14 protein-coding genes and 2 pseudogenes are annotated in these 18414 nt (G+C 58.0%); 11 read left to right on the forward strand and 5 right to left on the reverse strand.

All coding sequences use genetic code 11. The features are described from left to right. Window positions 1-47 precede the first annotated feature (47 nt). Window positions 48-1406, forward strand: coding sequence for an AMP-binding protein (locus tag PCE31106_RS08405; RefSeq protein ID WP_254440952.1), 1359 nt, complete (start codon window positions 48-50; stop codon window positions 1404-1406). A 12-nt stretch (window positions 1407-1418) separates the two neighbouring features. Here the strand turns inward: PCE31106_RS08405 and PCE31106_RS08410 are convergent, their stop codons facing one another. Continuing rightward, window positions 1419-2456 carry an NAD-dependent epimerase/dehydratase family protein gene (locus tag PCE31106_RS08410; RefSeq protein ID WP_150562990.1) on the reverse strand — a complete coding sequence of 346 codons (1038 nt, stop codon included), beginning with the start codon at window positions 2454-2456 and terminating at the stop codon, window positions 1419-1421. A gap of 96 nt (window positions 2457-2552) precedes the next feature. On the opposite strand from PCE31106_RS08410, the pseudogene PCE31106_RS08415 reads away from it, so the two are divergent. Beyond that, a pseudogene (locus PCE31106_RS08415) lies at window positions 2553-2759 on the forward strand (helix-turn-helix domain-containing protein); the annotation flags it as partial. 582 nt (window positions 2760-3341) lie between these two features. Here PCE31106_RS08415 and PCE31106_RS08420 read toward each other — a convergent pair. Both PCE31106_RS08420 and PCE31106_RS23975 read right to left on the reverse strand, forming a co-directional pair. Further along, window positions 3342-5003, reverse strand: coding sequence for an Nramp family divalent metal transporter (locus PCE31106_RS08420; protein WP_150562991.1), 1662 nt, complete (start codon window positions 5001-5003; stop codon window positions 3342-3344). 31 nt (window positions 5004-5034) lie between these two features. After that, entirely contained in the window at window positions 5035-5187 is a 153-nt protein-coding gene (locus PCE31106_RS23975) for a hypothetical protein (RefSeq protein ID WP_157977922.1), read from the reverse strand. Between the two features lie 550 nt (window positions 5188-5737). Between PCE31106_RS23975 and PCE31106_RS08425 the strand changes: the two genes are divergently transcribed. From PCE31106_RS08425 to PCE31106_RS08435, 3 genes are all read left to right on the forward strand, one after another. Further along, a complete protein-coding gene (locus PCE31106_RS08425) occupies window positions 5738-6679 on the forward strand; it encodes a cation diffusion facilitator family transporter (protein WP_114815190.1) in 942 nt (313 codons plus the stop codon). 448 nt (window positions 6680-7127) lie between these two features. Next, on the forward strand, window positions 7128-7685 hold the full coding sequence (locus tag PCE31106_RS08430; protein ID WP_004213590.1) for a recombinase family protein: 558 nt from the start codon (window positions 7128-7130) through the stop codon (window positions 7683-7685). A 2-nt stretch (window positions 7686-7687) separates the two neighbouring features. Next, window positions 7688-10657, forward strand: a complete 2970-nt coding sequence (locus PCE31106_RS08435; RefSeq protein WP_150562992.1) for a Tn3 family transposase — start codon at window positions 7688-7690, stop codon at window positions 10655-10657. A gap of 6 nt (window positions 10658-10663) precedes the next feature. Here PCE31106_RS08435 and PCE31106_RS08440 read toward each other — a convergent pair whose 3' ends face one another. Continuing rightward, window positions 10664-10915, reverse strand: a complete 252-nt coding sequence (locus PCE31106_RS08440) for a transposase (protein WP_137962686.1) — start codon at window positions 10913-10915, stop codon at window positions 10664-10666. 454 nt (window positions 10916-11369) lie between these two features. After that, the gene (locus PCE31106_RS08445) at window positions 11370-12482 is read right to left on the reverse strand and encodes an IS1182-like element ISBuce1 family transposase (RefSeq protein ID WP_150562993.1); all 1113 of its coding nucleotides are present in this window, start codon (window positions 12480-12482) and stop codon (window positions 11370-11372) included. Between the two features lie 227 nt (window positions 12483-12709). Between PCE31106_RS08445 and phnD the strand changes: the two genes are divergently transcribed. From phnD to PCE31106_RS08475, 6 genes and pseudogenes are all read left to right on the forward strand, one after another. Then, the gene (gene phnD, locus PCE31106_RS08450; RefSeq protein ID WP_137962688.1) at window positions 12710-13576 is read left to right on the forward strand and encodes a phosphate/phosphite/phosphonate ABC transporter substrate-binding protein; all 867 of its coding nucleotides are present in this window, start codon (window positions 12710-12712) and stop codon (window positions 13574-13576) included. Further along, window positions 13576-14406: a phosphonate ABC transporter ATP-binding protein gene (locus PCE31106_RS08455; protein ID WP_050782032.1), complete on the forward strand. Its 831-nt coding sequence runs from the start codon at window positions 13576-13578 to the stop codon at window positions 14404-14406. The genes phnD and PCE31106_RS08455 overlap by 1 nt, the downstream gene beginning before the upstream one ends. After that, complete coding sequence (locus tag PCE31106_RS08460; RefSeq protein WP_011875618.1) at window positions 14406-15788, forward strand: PhnE/PtxC family ABC transporter permease; 1383 nt, start codon at window positions 14406-14408, stop codon at window positions 15786-15788. Before PCE31106_RS08455 ends, PCE31106_RS08460 begins: the two co-directional genes overlap by 1 nt. Before the next feature lie 16 nt (window positions 15789-15804). Beyond that, window positions 15805-16809, forward strand: coding sequence for a phosphonate dehydrogenase (locus PCE31106_RS08465; RefSeq protein ID WP_137962689.1), 1005 nt, complete (start codon window positions 15805-15807; stop codon window positions 16807-16809). Window positions 16810-16813: 4 nt separating this feature from the next. Beyond that, entirely contained in the window at window positions 16814-17680 is an 867-nt protein-coding gene (locus tag PCE31106_RS08470; RefSeq protein ID WP_137962690.1) for a LysR family transcriptional regulator, read from the forward strand. 348 nt (window positions 17681-18028) lie between these two features. Next, window positions 18029-18337 (forward strand): annotated as a pseudogene (locus tag PCE31106_RS08475) (site-specific integrase); the annotation flags it as partial. Between the last annotated feature and the right edge of the window lie 77 nt (window positions 18338-18414).

Below are 18414 nucleotides of genomic sequence, written 5' to 3' on the forward strand. Positions count from 1 at the left end.
GGCGCGTCTCGACCCGGCGCTCGTCTACGTGGAAGATGGCGACGCCTATGCGCGCGCTGGCGGGTGCGCCCATTCGATGTCCGATCGTCGCGACCGACTGCAAGCGGGCAGACTGGCTGTCGTTCGAGACGCTCGCCGCCACGGCGGCATCGCCCGCTCTGGACGCGGCGTTTGCCAAGGTGCTCCCGGAAGACACCGCCAAGTTGCTGCTGACCTCCGGCTCGACGGGAAAGCCGAAGATCGTGGTCAACACGCACCGGATGCTCGCCGCGAATCAGCAGATGATCGCGCAATGCTGGCATTTCATCGACGAGGCGGCACCGGTGGTGGTCGATTGGCTGCCGTGGAGCCATACGTTCGGGGCGAATCACAACTTCCATATGGTGCTGCGCAACGGCGGTGCGTTCTATGTCGATGACGGCCGCCCCGTGCCGGAGTTGATCGGTCGCTCCGTCGAGAATCTTCGTGATGTGTCGCCCACGCTGCACTTCAATGTGCCCAAGGGTTTCGAGGCGCTCGCGCCGTTTCTGGAAGCGGACGACGCGTTCGCCGCGCGCTTCTTCGGTCGCCTTCAAGCGCTGTTTTACGCGGCGGCGAGCCTGCCGCCGGCGGTATGGCAGCGGTTCGAACGACTGGCGTCGAGGCATTGCGACACGTTGCCGTTCTTCACGTCGGCGTGGGGGGCGACGGAGACGTCGCCACTGATCACCAGCGTGCATTTCCCGATTCCGGGCGCAGGCAATATTGGGGTGCCGGTGCCGGGCAATGAACTCAAGTTCGTGCCCAGTGGCGACAAGCTGGAGATGCGCGTGCGCGGGCCGTCGGTGTTCGAACGCTATGCGGGCGATCCGGAGGCAACGGCCGCCGCGTTCGACGAGGAGGGGTTCTATCGGACCGGAGACGCGGGCCGCCTGTGCGATCCGGACGATCCGGGGGCGGGCGTGATATTCGACGGTCGCGTCTCGGAAGATTTCAAGCTGACGAGCGGGACATGGGTGTCGGTCGGTACGTTGCGTTTGCGTGCCGTGAGTGCGCTGGCACCGTACGCGTCGGATGTGGTGATCGCGGGGCACGACCGTGACGAGATCGGATTGCTGATCTTCCCGAGCCCCGCAATGCGCGCCAAGGTGCCATTTGACGACGCCCTGCACGAGGGCAAGGCAATGGCGCTGGACGACGATGTCCGGGCGTGGGTGGCAGGCGCGCTCGCACAACTGGCACAGGACGCGGGCAGTTCGCAGCGGGCCGCCCGCGCGGTGATCCTGGCGGCGCCGCCGTCGCTCGAGCAAGGCGAGATCACCGACAAGGGCTACGTCAATCAGCGCGCCGTGCTGACCTTGCGCGCCGACGACGTGGCTCGCCTTTACTCGGACTGCCCGTCGGTCATTCGGTTGCCGGTGCCTTGACCTTGACGCGCGTTACCGCGCCCCGGAGGTCGGACGTGCCGCTGGCGTGCTGTCCGAAGGCGCGCCGCCGGGCAAACATCCGAGTCCCTCCAGCGTAGCGCTCAGCGCGATTTCCAGCGGCGTGTGCGGCTCGTGCCCGAGCGTCGCCACGAGTCGCGTGTTATCCATGCGCACCGGCTGCTGCCACAGGTAGCGCATTTCACGCAGCTCGCGAAGGGTCGTGACGAAGGGCGATGCCACCCACACCAGCCACCACGGGAATCGACGGGTCTTGACGTCCACGCCGTGTCGCGCCATGACGCGAGTGATCGCAGCCGCCATCTGCGTACCGTCGGCGTCCCAATGTCCGGCCATGTGGAAGGTGGCGAAGGCGTCGAGCGTACGACGACGCTCGATGAGCATGACCATGGCGCGGCCCACGTCGGGCAGATAGGACCATTGATGACCCACGCCGCGTGCGTTGGGCACCTGGACGACGCGCGCGATCCGACCCGGCTTCACCAGCCCTTGTCCAAACCAGCTATTGCGTGATTGCGCTCCGAAAAAATCTCCGGCGCGCACGATGATCGTCTGCACGCCGTGCTGGCTCGCGTCGCGCAGACGGGCTTCCATCGTCGCGCGGATGCGGCCCTTGCGTGTGCGCGGCCGCTGCGCGGCGTCATCGCGCAGGACCGGGAATGTCTCGGGGCCGTAGTTGTAGACCGTGCCCGGCAGAACGATGGTGGCGCCATGCATCGTGGCGGCCGCAAGCGTGTTGTCGAGCATCGGCAACACTTGCGTGTCCCAGTGGCGATAGCCGGGCGGGTTGACGGCATGCACGATCACCTCGCAGTCGCGTGCCGCCGCGAGGACGTCGCCGGTCTGCATGGCGTCGCCGTCGAGCCACTCGATGCCGGCGGACGAGGCAGCGGCGCGCGGCGCACCGCCGCGACGCAACGCGCGCACATGCCAGCCGGCGGCGAGCAACTGACGCGCGACTTCGCCGCCGATGCCACCGGTCGCCCCGAGGACCAGCGCGCGAGAGACTTTGTGTGGGGACCCGTAGTGCATGACGCCGCTCCTTGAATGTTGTCGGTGACGCCATTCTCCGCGCGAGGCAATTCAATTAAAATTACCGAAAACCATCTACCCGCTATACATTTTTGTATGATGACGCCACTGAACTGGGATCTCTGCCGGACGTTTCTCGCCGTGCTGACCGAGGGCTCGCTCTCCGGTGCGGCGCGTGCGTTGGGCATTACGCAGCCGACGGTCGGCCGTCATATCGCCTCGCTGGAGGCGGTGCTGGGGCAAACGCTCTTCACGCGTTCGCAGACCGGCTTGCTGCCCACCGATGCGGCGGCATCGCTACGTGTAGTGACTCGCGTTTGAAAACGGCCCGACTTGCAATCAGCGGCTTTTCCGACTCAGATTATTTGCAACTGACCGCACAGTCAGACTCACATTATTTGCAAATGAACTTGCAATCGTAGCGACCGACTCGCATTCCGTCGCCGCTGACTCAGATTATTTGCAATTGAAAACCGCCGGTGGAGTCGTGCTGGATGTTGGGCCTCAACCGAATATTGGCACCGTTGGACTGCGGGTCTGAACGGCTGCAACAGGCACTTACCGGTATTTGCCATTTGTGATCTGGCTGCTCCAGACCCGTCATTGACAACCGGGGATCGACAGGCAGCTATGTAGCTGCCACTTCATCAAATCGAGCACCCGCCATGGGCTGTTAAGAGTCATCCACCACAGTCAGCTTACGGGCAGGCCAGTAGTGTGATTTCTGTGGGCAGGTCAGCAGCATTGAGCCAGACCAATCGCTAGCAGGCACACAACCTACCCAGAGAAATAGCGGTAGTGGTACAAAGCAAATGGGATAAAACTGAACAACGGACAGCGAGCCTATAAACGGTCATTTATGCTGCTTCTTACACAGCGCGGCGCTTAACTCGCCACGGCCAGCACAATGAGCTTGACAATCAGAAGCCCAGCGGCGATCACGAGGTACCCGCGCAGCACCAGCATCCACATGCGGCTCGATAGGCTCAACCGCGCGGGGGCAAGGGTTTCCATCGCGGGCATGCGCCAGTTGTCACGCTCTGCTTGGGTCATTGCCGGAAGGTTGTCCTCGATAGCTTGAACGCCTTGTTTGCGCTCGTAGAGCTTGACTGCGAAAGCCAGGACCGCGCCGATGACGGTGCCGCCGATCAGCACCCCCAGGATGTGCGCGTCGCTGATGTCCGGAAACAGCACCGCAGCGGTAAGAATCACCGAGAGCATTACCAGCACGGCAATGATGGCGGCAGTGAACCAGTTGAGCCTCTTTGAATTGGCCCAAGGACCCAAAACGGCCTTGTCATTGCACAACAAGAGCAGGAAGACCGTGGCGCTTGGCAACAGAACCCCAGCCAGGGTCTGGACCAGATTAGTGAGCAATCCCAGTGGTGTGCCGGGTGTGAGCACCAAGGCAGCTGCAACGATGATCAGGCCAATATAGACCGCATAGAAGGCTTTGGCGTCGCTGGGCTTGCGGTGCAGGGAGTGCTTCACGGCAAGCGTGTCTCCAATGGCATACGCTGTAGAGAGTGAAACAGCCAAAGCACCGATGATGGATGCGTCGATGAGCGCGATGGCGAAGAAAACGCCAGGTACGCGGCCATAGTATTTTTCAAGTCCGTTGGCGATGCCCAGCGCGTTGGTGAAGTTTCCGAATTCCGGTTGTCCGCCAAAGGTTTGCGCTGCGAAAGCGATCATGGCTACGGCACCCACAACCACCATGACGATGCCAATCCAGAGGTCGGCCTTTTGGTACTTGATGAACTGAGGAGTGATGCGCTTGTCGATGACGTAGCTCTGCTGGAAGAAAAGTTGCCAAGGAGCGACAGTAGTGCCCACGATGCCGATGATGAGCAGCATGACCTCGCTGAGTTTGCTGTCCTTGGGCATTTGCGGTACCAGAAAGTCGTGGGCGATCTGCGTGGGGGCCGGGTGGACCATGATCACGATTGGAATCAGCAGCAAGCTTGCAAACACCAGGAACAACGAAAACCGCTCGAAGCGGCGGAAGTCGCCCGTACTGGCGGCACCGATGATGATCACCGCCGCGATGCCTACACCCCAGATGCGTGAGACGCCCAGGTAGTCGAGCCCGAGGCTGATGCCAATGAACTCGGTCACGATGGTCAAGGCATTGAGCAGGAACAGGTCGATGACGCTGAATGCGCCCCAGAACTTGCCGAACCGTTCAAAAATGAGGCGAGCGTGCCCCACGCCGGTAACCGCACCAAGGCGCAACACCATTTCTTGATTGACATACAGAACAGGCACCAGCAGCAAAAGGGTCCAGAGCAACGAGGTGCCGTAGTTTTGTCCGGCTTGCGTGTAGGTACCGAAGGCCCCCGCATCGTTGTCGCCAACCATCACGATCAGGCCTGGGCCAAGGATCGCGAGCAGGGTTTGCCAACGCTGTTTCCAGCTTGTGCGCGCGCTGTGGTCGCCGAGCTTGATGGTGCCAAAGGCACCGCGGATATCGCCGATGTGGGCGCTGTCGAGTACGGCGCTTGATCCGACCTTGACGGCCTCGTTCATGGTGTTGAATTGGGTCATGATGTTTCTCCCGGATTCATGGTTCGAGCGATCAGCAGGCGCTGATCAGCATGGACAGCAGCGGTCCGCGAGAAGCGGCAGCGATAGGGTCGTAGTGCTGGCTGGCCTTCTTGACCCGGCGGGTGAAAGCGGCGAGACGAACCCGGGCCACGGCAGTGGCGGCAAAGTGGATGATGAATTTCATGGCAACTCCTTTTTGACATCGATCTATAGGGACCGAGATCGACAAGCGCATGCCGCAGGCGACCGAAAACGTTCAGGCGAACGCTTCGGCGCAAACGAGATGCGCGAATGCAAACAAACTTAGGAGATGTGCCCCGACGCCAAGAACTGGCTCCGGATGAGAGAACTGCAACACATCGTCCTGCTGAAACCAGCGGGACGACGCGGAAAAAGGCCGCCTACGTACGCGCTGGGTTGTTCGCCTTGGGCGAACAGGCACTAGGGCCAGATTCCATGGAGATAGCTCCGTTGTTGAGATGCGCGTATTTTCGTATTGACAGTTGCGCGAGTCAACCTCTTGGAAGCGTTTGTTGCCCATAAAACCACTTTGTTTTGTAAAGAAATTCCACAATGCAACGCTTATTGCAGGCAAGTGAGAATCAACCGCATTAGTGTCGTCAGTTGTCTTGCGTGCTTTTATGTTCATGCGTCAGACACTGTCTTGATGTTGCAATAAGGTATGGTTAGGGTCGGGCACAGACAATCCCGCCTCTTTCATAAACCTCATCGCCATGCAATTTTCAGAAATACCCCAAGACCACGAAGAGAGCACCCAGACCGTAGCAGAGCGCGCCGCCGCCACATCTCGCAGCACTTGGGTCAGTGTGGTGGTCAATGTGCTTCTTTCTGCAACACAAATTGCCATCGGCATTCTGTCCAAGTCTCAAGGCTTGATCGCTGACGGTATCCATTCGCTGTCCGACTTGGTGGCGGATTTCGTGGTGCTTTTTGCAAGCCATCACAGCAAGAAAGACGCAGACGAGGACCACCCGTACGGACACCATCGATTCGAGAACGCGGCTTCCATGTTGCTCGGCATATTGCTGCTGGTGGTTGGCGTTGGAATGATCTGGTCGGCGTTCATGAAGCTGCGCAACCCAGAATCTATCGCGCAGGTGCATGCCATGGCGCTGTGGGTTGCTGGCATCGCGCTGGTGGCAAAGGAGTCGCTGTTTCGCTACATGCTGGCCGTTGCGAAGCGTGTCAAGTCAAGCATGCTGATTGCCAACGCGTGGCACGCGAGGTCAGATGCCGCTTCATCTTTGGTTGTAGGGCTTGGCATCGTCGGCAATTTGATGGGCTACCCCATATTGGACCCGATCGCGGCGCTAATCGTCGGATTCATGATCGCGCGCATGGGCTGGGAGTTTGGTTGGGAGGCCATGAATGACTTGATGGACCGTGGTATTGACGAAGAAGAACTGGCAGCAATCAAAAAGACCTTGCTTGAAACGCCAGGCGTGGATGGCGTTCACGACCTAAAAACCCGCAAGATGGGTGACATGGTGGTGGTCGATGCGCACATCGAAGTGGATGCATCATTGACCGTCGAAGTGGGACACAACATCGCAGTGGATGCCCGTAGGCGGGTCATGCAAAGGCACCGCGTTCTCAACCTGATGGCCCATGTTGACCCCAGCCACAAAGCGGATTTAGACCACGCGCAGGTTTAGTGTGGCGCTTTCAACTACTGGCTAGTCACTGACGGGGCCAGTAATCCTTGAAATCTACGCCACATTCTTGGTGTTCAGGCACCGGGTTGGAGGTCAGGTTTAGAGCTCGCCATTTGAGCAGAACTATGTCAACAAACGCGGCCTTGCGGGTCTTCGTTTTGCCCCATTGCTGACATCCAATTTTTAGGCAATCAATCGAAAAACGCGCTCAACCGCCATTTTTACGCGCTTTCAGACCGCCGCCGATAACGCAGGGCATCCCAGCATTTCGTGCTGGTTGCTTACCTGGGGGTTGGATGAATATGCCGTGTCCATCTGGGCTATACCCTAACCTGATGTCAGATGCTTGGCGCAAAGCACGTCAGAATAGAGTTGTAGTTTGTATTTATTGACACAAGCCGCCAAGGGTAATGGATTTCATCCTGACACTTTTACCTTTGGAGGCACCTTGCAAGGTCAACGCATTGGCTATATCCGCGTCAGCAGCTTCGACCAGAACCCTGATCGGCAACTGGAGCAAATCGAAGTCGGTAAGGTATTCACCGATAAGGCTTCCGGCAAGGACACGCAACGTCCCGAACTTGAAAGGCTGCTGGCCTTTGTGCGCGAGGGCGACACCGTGGTGGTGCACAGCATGGACAGGTTGGCACGCAATCTCGATGACCTGCGCCGCATCGTTCAGGGGCTGACACAACGGGGCGTGCGGATGGAGTTTGTCAAAGAAGGGCTGGCGTTCACCGGCGATGACTCACCGATGGCCAATTTGATGCTGTCGGTCATGGGGGCTTTTGCGGAGTTCGAGCGCGCACTGATCCGCGAACGCCAGCGCGAGGGAATCGTGCTGGCCAAGCAGCGCGGTGCCTACCGGGGACGAAAGAAATCGCTGAACAGCGAACAAATTGCCAAGTTGAAACAGCGAGTCGCGGCAGGCGATCAAAAAACCTTGGTGGCCCGTGACTTCGGCATCAGTCGCGAAACCTTGTACCAGTACCTGCGGGAAGACTGATCATGCCGCGCCGCTCAATCCTGTCCGCCACCGAGCGCGAAAGCCTGCTGGCACTACCAGATGCCAAAGACGAACTGATACGGCACTACACGTTCAACGAAACCGACCTATCGGTGATCCGCCAGCGTCGCGGCGCTGCGAATCGATTGGGCTTCGCCGTGCAGCTTTGCTACTTGCGATTCCCTGGCATCTTCTTGGGCATCGATGAGCCTCCGTTTCCGCCCCTGTTGCGCATGGTGGCCGCACAACTCAAGGTGCCGGTGGAAAGTTGGAACGATTACGGCCAGCGCGAGCAGACGCGGCGGGAGCACTTGGTCGAGCTGCAAACGGTGTTCGGGTTCAAGCCCTTCACCATGAGTCACTACCGGCAAGCCGTGCATACATTGACCGAGCTGGCCTTGCAGACCGATAAAGGGATTGTGCTGGCCAGCACCCTTGTCGAAAACCTGCGGCGGCAGAGCATCATCCTGCCCGCCATGAATGCCATCGAGCGCGCGAGCGCCGAGGCCATCACCCGTGCCAACCGGCGTATTTACGCGGCGTTGACCGATTCTTTGTTATCGCTCCACCGTCAGCGCCTGGACGAACTTCTCAAGCGCAAGGACGGCAGCAAATTGACGTGGCTGGCATGGCTGCGCCAGTCGCCCGTCAAGCCGAACTCTCGGCATATGCTTGAACACATCGAGCGCCTCAAGGCTTGGCAGGCGCTTGACCTTCCCGCAGGCATCGAGCGACAAGTTCACCAGAACCGCCTGCTCAAGATCGCCCGTGAGGGTGGGCAGATGACGCCTGCCGATCTGGCAAAGTTCGAGATGCAACGACGCTATGCCACTCTGGTTTCGCTGGCCATTGAAGGTATGGCCACCGTCACCGACGAAATCATCGACCTGCACGACCGCATCATTGGCAAACTATTCAACGCCGCCAAGAACAAGCATCAGCAGCAGTTTCAGGCTTCCGGCAAGGCGATCAATGACAAGGTGCGGATGTATGGCCGCATCGGCCAAGCCTTGCTGGAAGCCAAACAGAGCGGCGGCGATCCGTTCGCCGCCATCGAGGCCGTAATGCCGTGGGATACCTTCGCCGCCAGCGTCACGGAGGCGCAAAAGCTCGCGCAACCGGAGAGCTTCGACTTTCTGCATCGCATCGGTGAAAACTACACCACGTTGCGCCGCTACGCACCGCAGTTCCTGGACGTACTCAAGCTACGGGCGGCACCAGCCGCCAAAGGCGTGCTCGATGCCATCGACGTGCTACGCGACATGAATAACGACAATGCTCGCAAGGTGCCCGCCGACGCGCCGACCGCATTCATCAAGCCACGCTGGGCGAAACTGGTGCTCACGGATGATGGTATTGACCGGCGCTACTACGAGCTGTGCGCCCTGTCGGAGCTTAAGAACGCGCTGCGCTCAGGCGATGTCTGGGTGCAGGGTTCGCGCCAGTTCAAGGACTTTGATGAGTACCTGGTGCCGGCCGAGAAGTTCGCTACTCTGAAGCTGGCCAGCGAATTGCCGCTGGCAGTGGCCACTGACTGCGATCAGTATTTGCACGACCGGCTGGAATTGCTGGAACAGCAGCTCGCTACCGTCAACCGCATGGCGGCGGCCAATGATCTACCGGACGCCATCATTACCGAGTCCGGCCTGAAGATCACGCCGCTGGACGCGGCTGTGCCTGAAACCGCGCAAGCCCTGATCGACCAATCGGCGATGCTGCTGCCGCACGTCAAGATCACCGAACTCTTGATGGAAGTTGATGAGTGGACGGGTTTCACCCGGCACTTCACACATCTGAAAACCGGTGACACCGCCAAGGACAAGACGTTGCTGCTGACGACGATCCTGGCCGATGGCATCAATCTTGGGCTCACCAAGATGGCCGAGTCCTGCCCTGGCACGACCTACGCGAAGCTGTCGTGGCTGCAAGCGTGGCACATCCGGGATGAAACGTACTCAACGGCCCTGGCCGAGCTGGTCAATGCGCAGTTCCGGCAACCCTTCGCCGCGAACTGGGGTGATGGCACCACGTCCTCATCCGATGGCCAGAACTTCAGAACCGGCAGCAAGGCCGAGAGCACGGGACACATCAACCCGAAATATGGCAGCAGTCCGGGACGGACTTTCTACACTCATATCTCCGACCAGTACGCGCCATTCAGCGCCAAGGTGGTCAACGTAGGCGTGCGCGATTCGACCTACGTGCTCGATGGCTTGCTGTACCACGAGTCCGACTTGCGGATCGAGGAGCACTACACCGATACAGCGGGCTTCACCGATCACGTGTTTGGCTTGATGCATTTGCTGGGATTTCGCTTCGCGCCACGTATCCGGGACCTGGGCGACACCAAGTTGTTCATCCCCAAGGGCGATGCCGTCTATGACGCGCTCAAGCCGATGATTAGCAGCGACAGGCTGAACATCAAGCAAATACGCGCCCATTGGGATGAAATATTGCGGCTCGCCACCTCGATCAAGCAGGGTACGGTGACGGCCTCGCTGATGTTGCGCAAGCTCGGTAGCTATCCGCGTCAGAACGGATTGGCCGTTGCACTGCGCGAGTTGGGGCGCATTGAGCGCACGCTGTTCATACTGGATTGGCTGCAAAGCGTGGAGCTGCGTCGCCGCGTCAATGCTGGACTGAATAAGGGCGAAGCGCGCAACGCGTTGGCCAGGGCTGTCTTTTTCTACCGATTGGGTGAAATCCGCGACCGCAGCTTTGAGCAACAACGCTATCGAGCCAGCGGCCTCAATCTGGTGACGGCGGCCATCGTGTTGTGGAATACGGTCTATCTGGAGCGTGCCACCAGTGCTTTGCGTAGCCACAGCCAGACCGTCGATGACACGCTGTTGCAGTACCTATCGCCGCTGGGGTGGGAACACATCAATCTGACCGGCGATTACCTTTGGCGCAGCAGCACCAAGGTCGGTGCAGGGAAGTTCAGGGCGTTGCGACCGCTGCCACCAGCTTAACGTGCTTTATTTTCCGTTTTCTGAGACGACCCCTAGCTCGATGAGTTCCTGGCGCTCGCTGGCACTCAACGCACCGGCCTCTCCAGGGACAACACCGCTGGACGCATCGGCCTGACGCACCCAGTTCAGGATGCTGGTGGCATGGCAGCCAAACTCACGGGCCAGTTCGCCGGGCTTGCGTCCGGCACGAACCAGTTCAATCATTTGCTCACGAAATTGCGCTGGATAAGGTGGCTTGGGGGTATGTGGTTTGCTCACTTCGGACTCCTTCTGCAAGAACAATAAGGTGTCCGTGAAATGGGGTCAACTTCAACTTCAACTTCACTAACGACCCAAGCAGCCGTTGTCCAGCTAGTCTTGCGAAATATCCTGTCTAAACTGAGTTCCCTGCTTCACCAGAAGCGTATCGCTTGGACATCCTCTAGTACATCTTCGGGTCGAGAACATGGTCGGCTTTCTGGGATGGAACGAATGATCCGCCAATCTTTCAATGGTCTGAGGAAGTGAGATTTGCAACTTCATGAAATAAATCCAATTTCATCGCAGGTCGAATTGCTCTTTGCCACTAACAGGCTGCTGAAAAACCACCCCGATCGCGGATCTTCTGCACACGATTCGAGGTCGGGGCACTGAGCTTTTCGCGATGCGGGATGTTGAGCATGAAGTTCATCGGTTTGGAGCGACTTTCATGCGCTTTCAGGTCGGTTTCTGGTCACTGGGCAGCCTGCAGACGGACTTGTCCCAGGCTGCGCATGCGCACCAAGTTGTAGGCGGCCATGGTCAGCACGAACATCTGGTCCACACGCTCAAGGCCGCGCACCATCACCTGGCGGATGCCGCCCACTGTCTTGGCCCAGCCGAAGCCCTGCTCGATGAGCTTGCGCTTGCGTTGCGAGGTCGCATAGCCCTGCGTCTGCGCGATCTCGTCGGGCACCGCCGACTTGCGGCCCGACGTGTTCTGCGCCACATGCGGGGTGACCTTCATCGACATGCAGGCGTCGATGAACTCCTTGGCGTCGTAGCCCTTGTCAGCGCCCAGCGTCATCTCGCGCTCGTCGTCACCCAGCGCTTGGCGCGCATCGCTGATCATGGCCTTGGCCGCTTCGCGTTCGGCAAAGCCGTCGGCCTGGGTCACCATGGCACTGGCGATCAACCCATGGCGGTTGTCGCTCAGGGTGTGGCCCATGTAGCGCAGCTCGCTGGCGGTGTTGCCCTTGCGGTACAGCCGTGCATCGCCGTCGCTCTTCGATTCGTGGGTGTCGTTGCTGCGCCGCTGGCCTTTGAAGTCGCCGGCCGGGGCACCACCACCGTCTGCGTCGGGCTTGTCGTCCTTGGGCACGAAGCTCTTGTGCCCGGCCCAGGCCTGGATCAGCGTGCCGTCCACGCTGAAGTGCTCGCCCGACAACAGGTCGCGCTTGTGCGCAATGTCCACCACCTCGTTGAAGAACTTGATGACCGCGTCATGCTTGATCAGGCGCTCGCGGTTCTTGGTGAATACCGTTGGCACCCACACGGCGTCGTCCATCGACAGCCCGATGAACCAGCGGAACAGCAGGTTGTAGTGCACCTGCTCCATCAGCTGCCGCTCAGATCGCACGCTGAACAGCACCTGCAGCAGCATGGCGCGCAGCAGCTTCTCCGGCGCGATGCTCGGCCGTCCGCCCTTGACCTCGGCTGCATACATCGCCGTCAGCGTTGGCCCCAGCTTGTCCAGCGCCGCATTGGCCGTCTTGCGAATCTCGCGCAGCGGGTGCCGTGCCGGCACGAAGTCCTCCAGCTTGCGCATGGTGAACAGGCTCTCGGTGAAGGTGTCGGTGCCTCGCATCGTTCTCAGTCAGATCGGGTGCTCAAATTGTCCTTGCTACCCGTTGCTCGACCGTCTCCGTCGGCCAGTTTTTCAGCAGCCTGCTAAGAGCAAAGGAATCCATGAGTGTCATGCTGCCGTAACAAACGGTAACTAGAATTCATTCGCTAATTCGATTTAGCAATCATTGGCCGGGATTGATTCCGAAACCAAATCACAATAACTGATTTATCAATAAGGAGCAATTTATGAAACCTAATTCTTGTATTGCGCGGAAAATCACAACATTGCTTGCCGCTAATGTTGTCCTGCTGCTGTCGCTGACGCCCGCCCTTGCTGCTGAACCGCTGCGAATCGGCATGATACCGGATGCCGGCGCCACCCAAGTTTCAGTCGAAGAAAAGGTGCCTCTGCAGAAGTATCTTGAGCAGCAACTTGGCATGCCCGTGAAGCTGATCATTCCCACAAGCTACAACGCAACGGTAGAGGGTCTCGGAAACGGTTCCCTGGACGTGGCTTATTTCGGCGGTTTGACGTACGTTAAGGCGCATGCCCGTTACGGCGCCATTCCGCTAGTGCAGCGCGATGTTGACCGTCAATTCCACTCGCTGTTAATCACCCGCAAAAGTACGGGGATTGACAGTCTCAAAGACCTTAAGGGCAAAACCTTCTGTTTTGGCGACATCAATTCGACCAGCGGTCATCTTTTTTCTTATTTGGCCATGAAAAATGCCGGCATCCTGCCCGACCACGATCTTAAGTCTTATCGCTATACAGGAAGTCATGCTGCAACGGCGCAGGCAGTGGCAACAGGCGCTTGTGACGCAGGCTCTCTCGACGAAACCGTTTACAAGTCAATGATTGCCGACGGCAAGATTCCCGGCAACGAAATGAAGGTGTTCTTTACGACACCAGCATTCGCGGACTACGTCTGGGCGGCGCGAAAGGATTTGCCGCGCGACTTGGAGCAAAAATTTTCCAACGCGATGCTACGCCTTGAGCCGGGTCATGATGACAAGATATTGGGAATTCTGCGCGCAAAGCATTTCGTGGTTGCCAATAATGATGAATATTCCGAGGTCGAGCGCGTAGCAAAAGAATTGGGGCTAATGTGATGACGGCAGCTATCGAGATGAATCCGGGAAATTTCGGTGCGACATTGGCGGCGTCCGCTCTGCATATCAACACCCCCCTTCTCAGTTTGAAATCAGTAGCGATCGCGCCACCAAGTGTCGATGCGGCTATTATGACGCAGATCGACCTGCAGGTGGCACGGGGTGAACGAGTGGCCCTGGTCGGACCGAGTGGCACTGGGAAAACCACGCTGCTGCGGACGGTCAATGGCCAAATTAGAGCGCACACTGGTCAGATTGTTTTTGATGGTGTGAGCATGGCTTCCCTGTCGGCAACAGCGCTAAGGCAGTTGCGCTGCAAAATTGGGTTTGTCGCGCAGAAGCATGATTTGGTTGAGCCGCTACGTGTGCACCAAAACGTCATGGCTGGCGCGCTTGGCCGCTGGTCTAATGGCCGTGCATTGCGTTACTTGGTTTGGCCGCGGCAAGACGAACTGGCCGAGTGCCAAGCAGCGCTGGCTTCAGTTGGGCTTGCGCACAAACTGCATGAGCCCACTACAGCGTTGTCCGGCGGTGAGCAGCAGCGCGTGGCCATCGCTCGCGCTTTGGTTCAAGCACCCCAGTTATTGCTGGCGGACGAACCAGTCGCCTCACTCGATCCAGGTACTGCCAACGACATCTTGGGACTATTAACGAGCCTCGCGTATTCACGGGGCATGGCATTGATCTGCTCGCTGCATCAGCCCGACCTTGCAGCGCGCTATTTCGACCGCATCATCGAAGTCCGGCAGGGCACGTTGATAGAGTTAAGTGCAAAGCACCCGGCTGGTGGCTCGCGGGAGGGAGTTGCATCATTGGGGCATGCCAGCTGATGAACGGGTTGACTCTTTTCCTTTCATTTTTTCCTCCGGTTTTGACGCCCTCCTATCTACTTGCGTTGGTTGAGCCGGTAATGGAAACAATTGGGATGGCGGTTGGGGCAATATTCATTGCCTTTTGCGTTAGCATTCCACTCGGAGTCGCGGCGGGACTGCGCTTGAGCGGTGCGCGCACGCTGCTTTCGGCACTTGCAGCCTGGCGGGCCATTCCTGATTTAACGCTGGCAATTCTCTGCGTCATCCTCTTCGGCATCGGGCCGGGGGCCGGCTTGCTGGCGATTGCGTTGTATTACACTGCCATCGTCTCCAAGATGTTCGCAGACATTTTGCGTACAGCACCAAAGGGGCCACTCGACGCGCTCGGCGCCACCGGCGCTTCGCGGCTGCAAATTGCCATGTATGGCCTTTTGCCGCTAAAGCGTGCTGACCTAATGACTTATGGCGCGTACGAGTTTGAAAGCGCTTTGCGTGCGTCCATCGTCGTTGGCGCAGTTGGCGGAGGCGGACTTGGCAGTGAGTTGGTTGGTTCGCTGGCAGCACTGGATTTACCTCGCGTGACCACCTTAATTCTTGTTCTCGTTACAATGATCGCCGTGTTGGATCAGGTTGCATTCTGGCTCAGGAAGCACCCGCGCTGGCTGTTGGCGTTGATTCCCGCCGGTTTGGTCGCCCTGACGGCCTATAGTCCTCATATGATCGCGCTTGGACACGCGATAGAGGTATTCGGGCAAATGTTCCCGCCTGAAATGACTGCCCGGGGATGGACACAGTTGCCCCAGCAAATCTGGGAAACCATATGGATGGCGGCTGCAGGTACCAGCGGCGCGATAATTGCGGCGATCATCGCGGGGACTTGCAGCGCGCGAAATATCGCACCGATTTGGCTTGCTTGGCCGGTGCGACGGATGATGGAGTTCCTGCGCACGGTGCCGGAGGTGGTATGGGGTCTAGTCCTGATCGCAGTCGCTGGTGTCGGCCCGACGGCAGGTGCCTGGGCGCTGGGCATCCACTCGGCGGGTTGCCTGGCAAGACTATTCGCCGAATCTCTAGAGAACGCCGCTCCAGCACCACAACTTGCCTTGGCGTCAACAGGTGCCTCCAGGCTGGCCGTTTCCGCCTACGCCACCTTTCCCTTGGCGCTCGGGCCGCTGGCCGCACATTCTCTGTTTCGCTTTGAGTGGAATTTGCGCATGGCCACGGTAATGGGGCTGATCGGTGCGGGTGGTATCGGACAGGCACTTTACAATGCGCAGCAGTTATTCTTTTATCAACAAATGATGGCCTATATCCTGATCACTTGGGGACTTGTTGCCTTGATCGACAATGCAAGCGAAGCGCTACGGTGCCGCTACAAGCTCTCACAGGCCATAACATGAGGAGCAATAAGATTTTATGAAACCAAAAATTGTACTTACCCACTGGGTCCACCCTGAGATCATCGATCTATTGCAATCCGCCGCAGATGTCATTCCCAACACAACGCGCGAGACACTTCCCCGTGAAGACTTGCTGCTACGCGCCAAGGATGCCGACGCGCTGATGGTTTTCATGCCAGATACTATAGACGCGGATTTTCTTGGGAGATGCCCTAAACTGAAGATAGTCAGCGCTGCGCTCAAGGGTTACGATAATTTCGACGTTGATGCCTGCACACAACGTGGAATATGGTTCAGCATCGTGCCGGACCTGCTTACGATTCCGACGGCCGAATTGACAATCGGTCTGCTTTTGGGTTTGACTCGGCATCTGATGGAAGGTGACCGCAGAATCCGCAGCGGAAGATTTCAAGGCTGGCGCCCGGAATTGTATGGCATCGGACTGACAGGCCGTACACTTGGCATTGTAGGTATGGGGGCAGTGGGCAGGGCAATTGCTAGGCGGCTTTCGGCCTTCGATATGAAACTGGTTTACTGCGACAACGTCGCGCTGACCGACGATCTGGAGCAGGCATGGGGCGCACGCCGCTTGAGCCTCGACGAATTGTTGGCAACCAGCGATTTCGTGGTTCCGATGCTGCCGATGACTCCGCAAAACCTGCACCTGTTCAATGCCGATACCATAGGCAAAATGCAGTCTGGCAGTTATCTGATCAATGCCTGCCGTGGTTCTGTGGTCGATGAATCGGCAGTGGTCGAGGCGCTACGAACGGAAAGGCTTGCCGGCTATGCAGCCGATGTGTTCGAGATGGAGGAATGGGCTCGGCCGGAAAGGCCGGAAAGCGTTCCTCAATCCCTGCTGGACAATACCTTGCAGACTTTTTTCACACCTCACCTTGGGTCGGCGGTCAAGGAAGTGCGGATAGAGATTGAGCGGCAAGCGGCAACCAACATCCTCCAGGCTCTGGCTGGAGAAAGACCTGTCGGCGCAATCAATAACCCCTTATTTACATCGGTATAGCCGTATGATTAAACTGGGATCCGTTGCAACCTTTCTGGCGGTTGCGAGATGCGGCGGTTTTCGTGAAGCCGCCAAAAATACTGGTTTGTCGCAACCAGCCGTGACGCAGCATGTAAAGCGGCTGGAACAATCGCTGAATGTCAATTTGATCGCACGCAACAATGCAGGCAGCACGCTGACGCCGGAAGGCCATGTCTTCCTGCCATACGCGGAAAACATGATAAGAACCTACGAACTGGCCAGCACCTTATTTAAAAAAACCTCAGTCGTGATTGGGGCCAGTTCCAATACGGGGATATATCTGCTGCAGCCGTATTTGAAATCGTACAAGGATGTTTCGCCGCATGAGTTGGACGTGATCATTGGGGCCAATACCGCCATCGCCGATAAGCTGCAAAATCTTGAAATCGATGTTGCAATTATGGAGTGGTGGGATGACCGCCCCGGATTTGTTCCAACGGTTTGGCGACGTGAAGAGCTGGTCTTAATCGTTCCGCCGAACCATCCTTGGGCCGGCATGAGCAATATTCCCCGTGATTTGTTAAAGGGCCAGCAATTGTTGGGGGGGGAGGCCGGTAGCGGAACGGGGCGTCTGTTGCAACAGTATTTTGGCACTGACGCGAGCACGATTGGTGTATCGATGCAACTGGGGAGCACGGAAGCGGTAAAACATGCAGTACAAGCCGGCCTCGGCATTTCTCTGGTCATGGCCGCGGCCGTAACCCATGAAGTGCGCAACGGACAGTTGCACGCAATACCAATTTCAGGCGAACCGATACAAAAAGCGCTTTATGTTGTACGTCGCGATGGCGGCGGGCTGCACGATGGTCCTGCGGCGCAATTCGCCGACTTTTTGCTCAAGTCGCCTTGATAGGGTGTCAGGAATTTGTGTATGCGGGGTTTCACTTCTGCTAAACCATCCGGTCTTCAAACTGGATAGTAAACCGATTTAGCGCAAGCCTTCCAATCCAGAATCGGTATTCGAATATGTTGAAAGCGGACATCCAGCAAGCCGCACTTCCATTAAATTCCCACAGTCCGGTTTGGCCGATTTCTGCCGATGAGTCACTACCGTTGAATGGCGGCTTCTATCAATGGACTAAACCGCTCGCGCGGTAGGGGGCTCCGATCCGGCGCCGGTGGGTAGTTGAGACAAAGCCCCGGTTTTCTATGTTGAGGAATGAGGCAATCCGCCTCGTTTTTCGACAGGAGCCGAGCCATGAACCCATCCACTCAAACCATCAGTCCGCTGCGCCAGCGCATGATCGACGACATGCGGATGCGCAAATTCACTGCCAAGACACAAAACGGTTACCTGCGCGCCGTGAAACGATTCGCGGGGTTTCTCGGCCGCTCGCCTGATACGGCCACCGTAGAAGATCTGAGGTGGTATCAGTTGCATCTCGTCGATACCGGCACTTCGCCGATCTCGCTCAATGCCGCGATTGCCGGATTGAAGTTCTTCTTCGACGTCACGCTCGATCGTGCCGAGCTGATGGCCAAGATGCAACCCGTTCGTGTCCCGCAGTGATCCTGCCCCGGTTTCACGTACATGAGGAATTTGTTAATTTCCTGTTTGTACGGAGGGTTATATGTCAGAAAGAT

This window comes from Pandoraea cepalis, from assembly GCF_902459665.1.
Taxonomy (GTDB): Bacteria; Pseudomonadota; Gammaproteobacteria; order Burkholderiales; family Burkholderiaceae; genus Pandoraea; species Pandoraea cepalis.

What these genes read in the sequence shown, in the direction of transcription:
- PCE31106_RS08405 (WP_254440952.1), top strand. Translation starts at nt 48, where the DNA reads ATGCGCGCGCTGGCGGGTGCGCCCATTCGATGTCCGATCGTCGCGACC.
- PCE31106_RS08410 (WP_150562990.1), bottom strand. Translation starts at nt 2,456, where the DNA reads ATGCACTACGGGTCCCCACACAAAGTCTCTCGCGCGCTGGTCCTCGGG.
- PCE31106_RS08420 (WP_150562991.1), bottom strand. Translation starts at nt 5,003, where the DNA reads ATGACCCAATTCAACACCATGAACGAGGCCGTCAAGGTCGGATCAAGC.
- PCE31106_RS23975 (WP_157977922.1), bottom strand. Translation starts at nt 5,187, where the DNA reads ATGAAATTCATCATCCACTTTGCCGCCACTGCCGTGGCCCGGGTTCGT.
- PCE31106_RS08425 (WP_114815190.1), top strand. Translation starts at nt 5,738, where the DNA reads ATGCAATTTTCAGAAATACCCCAAGACCACGAAGAGAGCACCCAGACC.
- PCE31106_RS08435 (WP_150562992.1), top strand. Translation starts at nt 7,688, where the DNA reads ATGCCGCGCCGCTCAATCCTGTCCGCCACCGAGCGCGAAAGCCTGCTG.
- PCE31106_RS08445 (WP_150562993.1), bottom strand. Translation starts at nt 12,482, where the DNA reads ATGCGAGGCACCGACACCTTCACCGAGAGCCTGTTCACCATGCGCAAG.
- phnD (WP_137962688.1), top strand. Translation starts at nt 12,710, where the DNA reads ATGAAACCTAATTCTTGTATTGCGCGGAAAATCACAACATTGCTTGCC.
- PCE31106_RS08455 (WP_050782032.1), top strand. Translation starts at nt 13,576, where the DNA reads ATGACGGCAGCTATCGAGATGAATCCGGGAAATTTCGGTGCGACATTG.
- PCE31106_RS08460 (WP_011875618.1), top strand. Translation starts at nt 14,406, where the DNA reads ATGAACGGGTTGACTCTTTTCCTTTCATTTTTTCCTCCGGTTTTGACG.
- PCE31106_RS08465 (WP_137962689.1), top strand. Translation starts at nt 15,805, where the DNA reads ATGAAACCAAAAATTGTACTTACCCACTGGGTCCACCCTGAGATCATC.
- PCE31106_RS08470 (WP_137962690.1), top strand. Translation starts at nt 16,814, where the DNA reads ATGATTAAACTGGGATCCGTTGCAACCTTTCTGGCGGTTGCGAGATGC.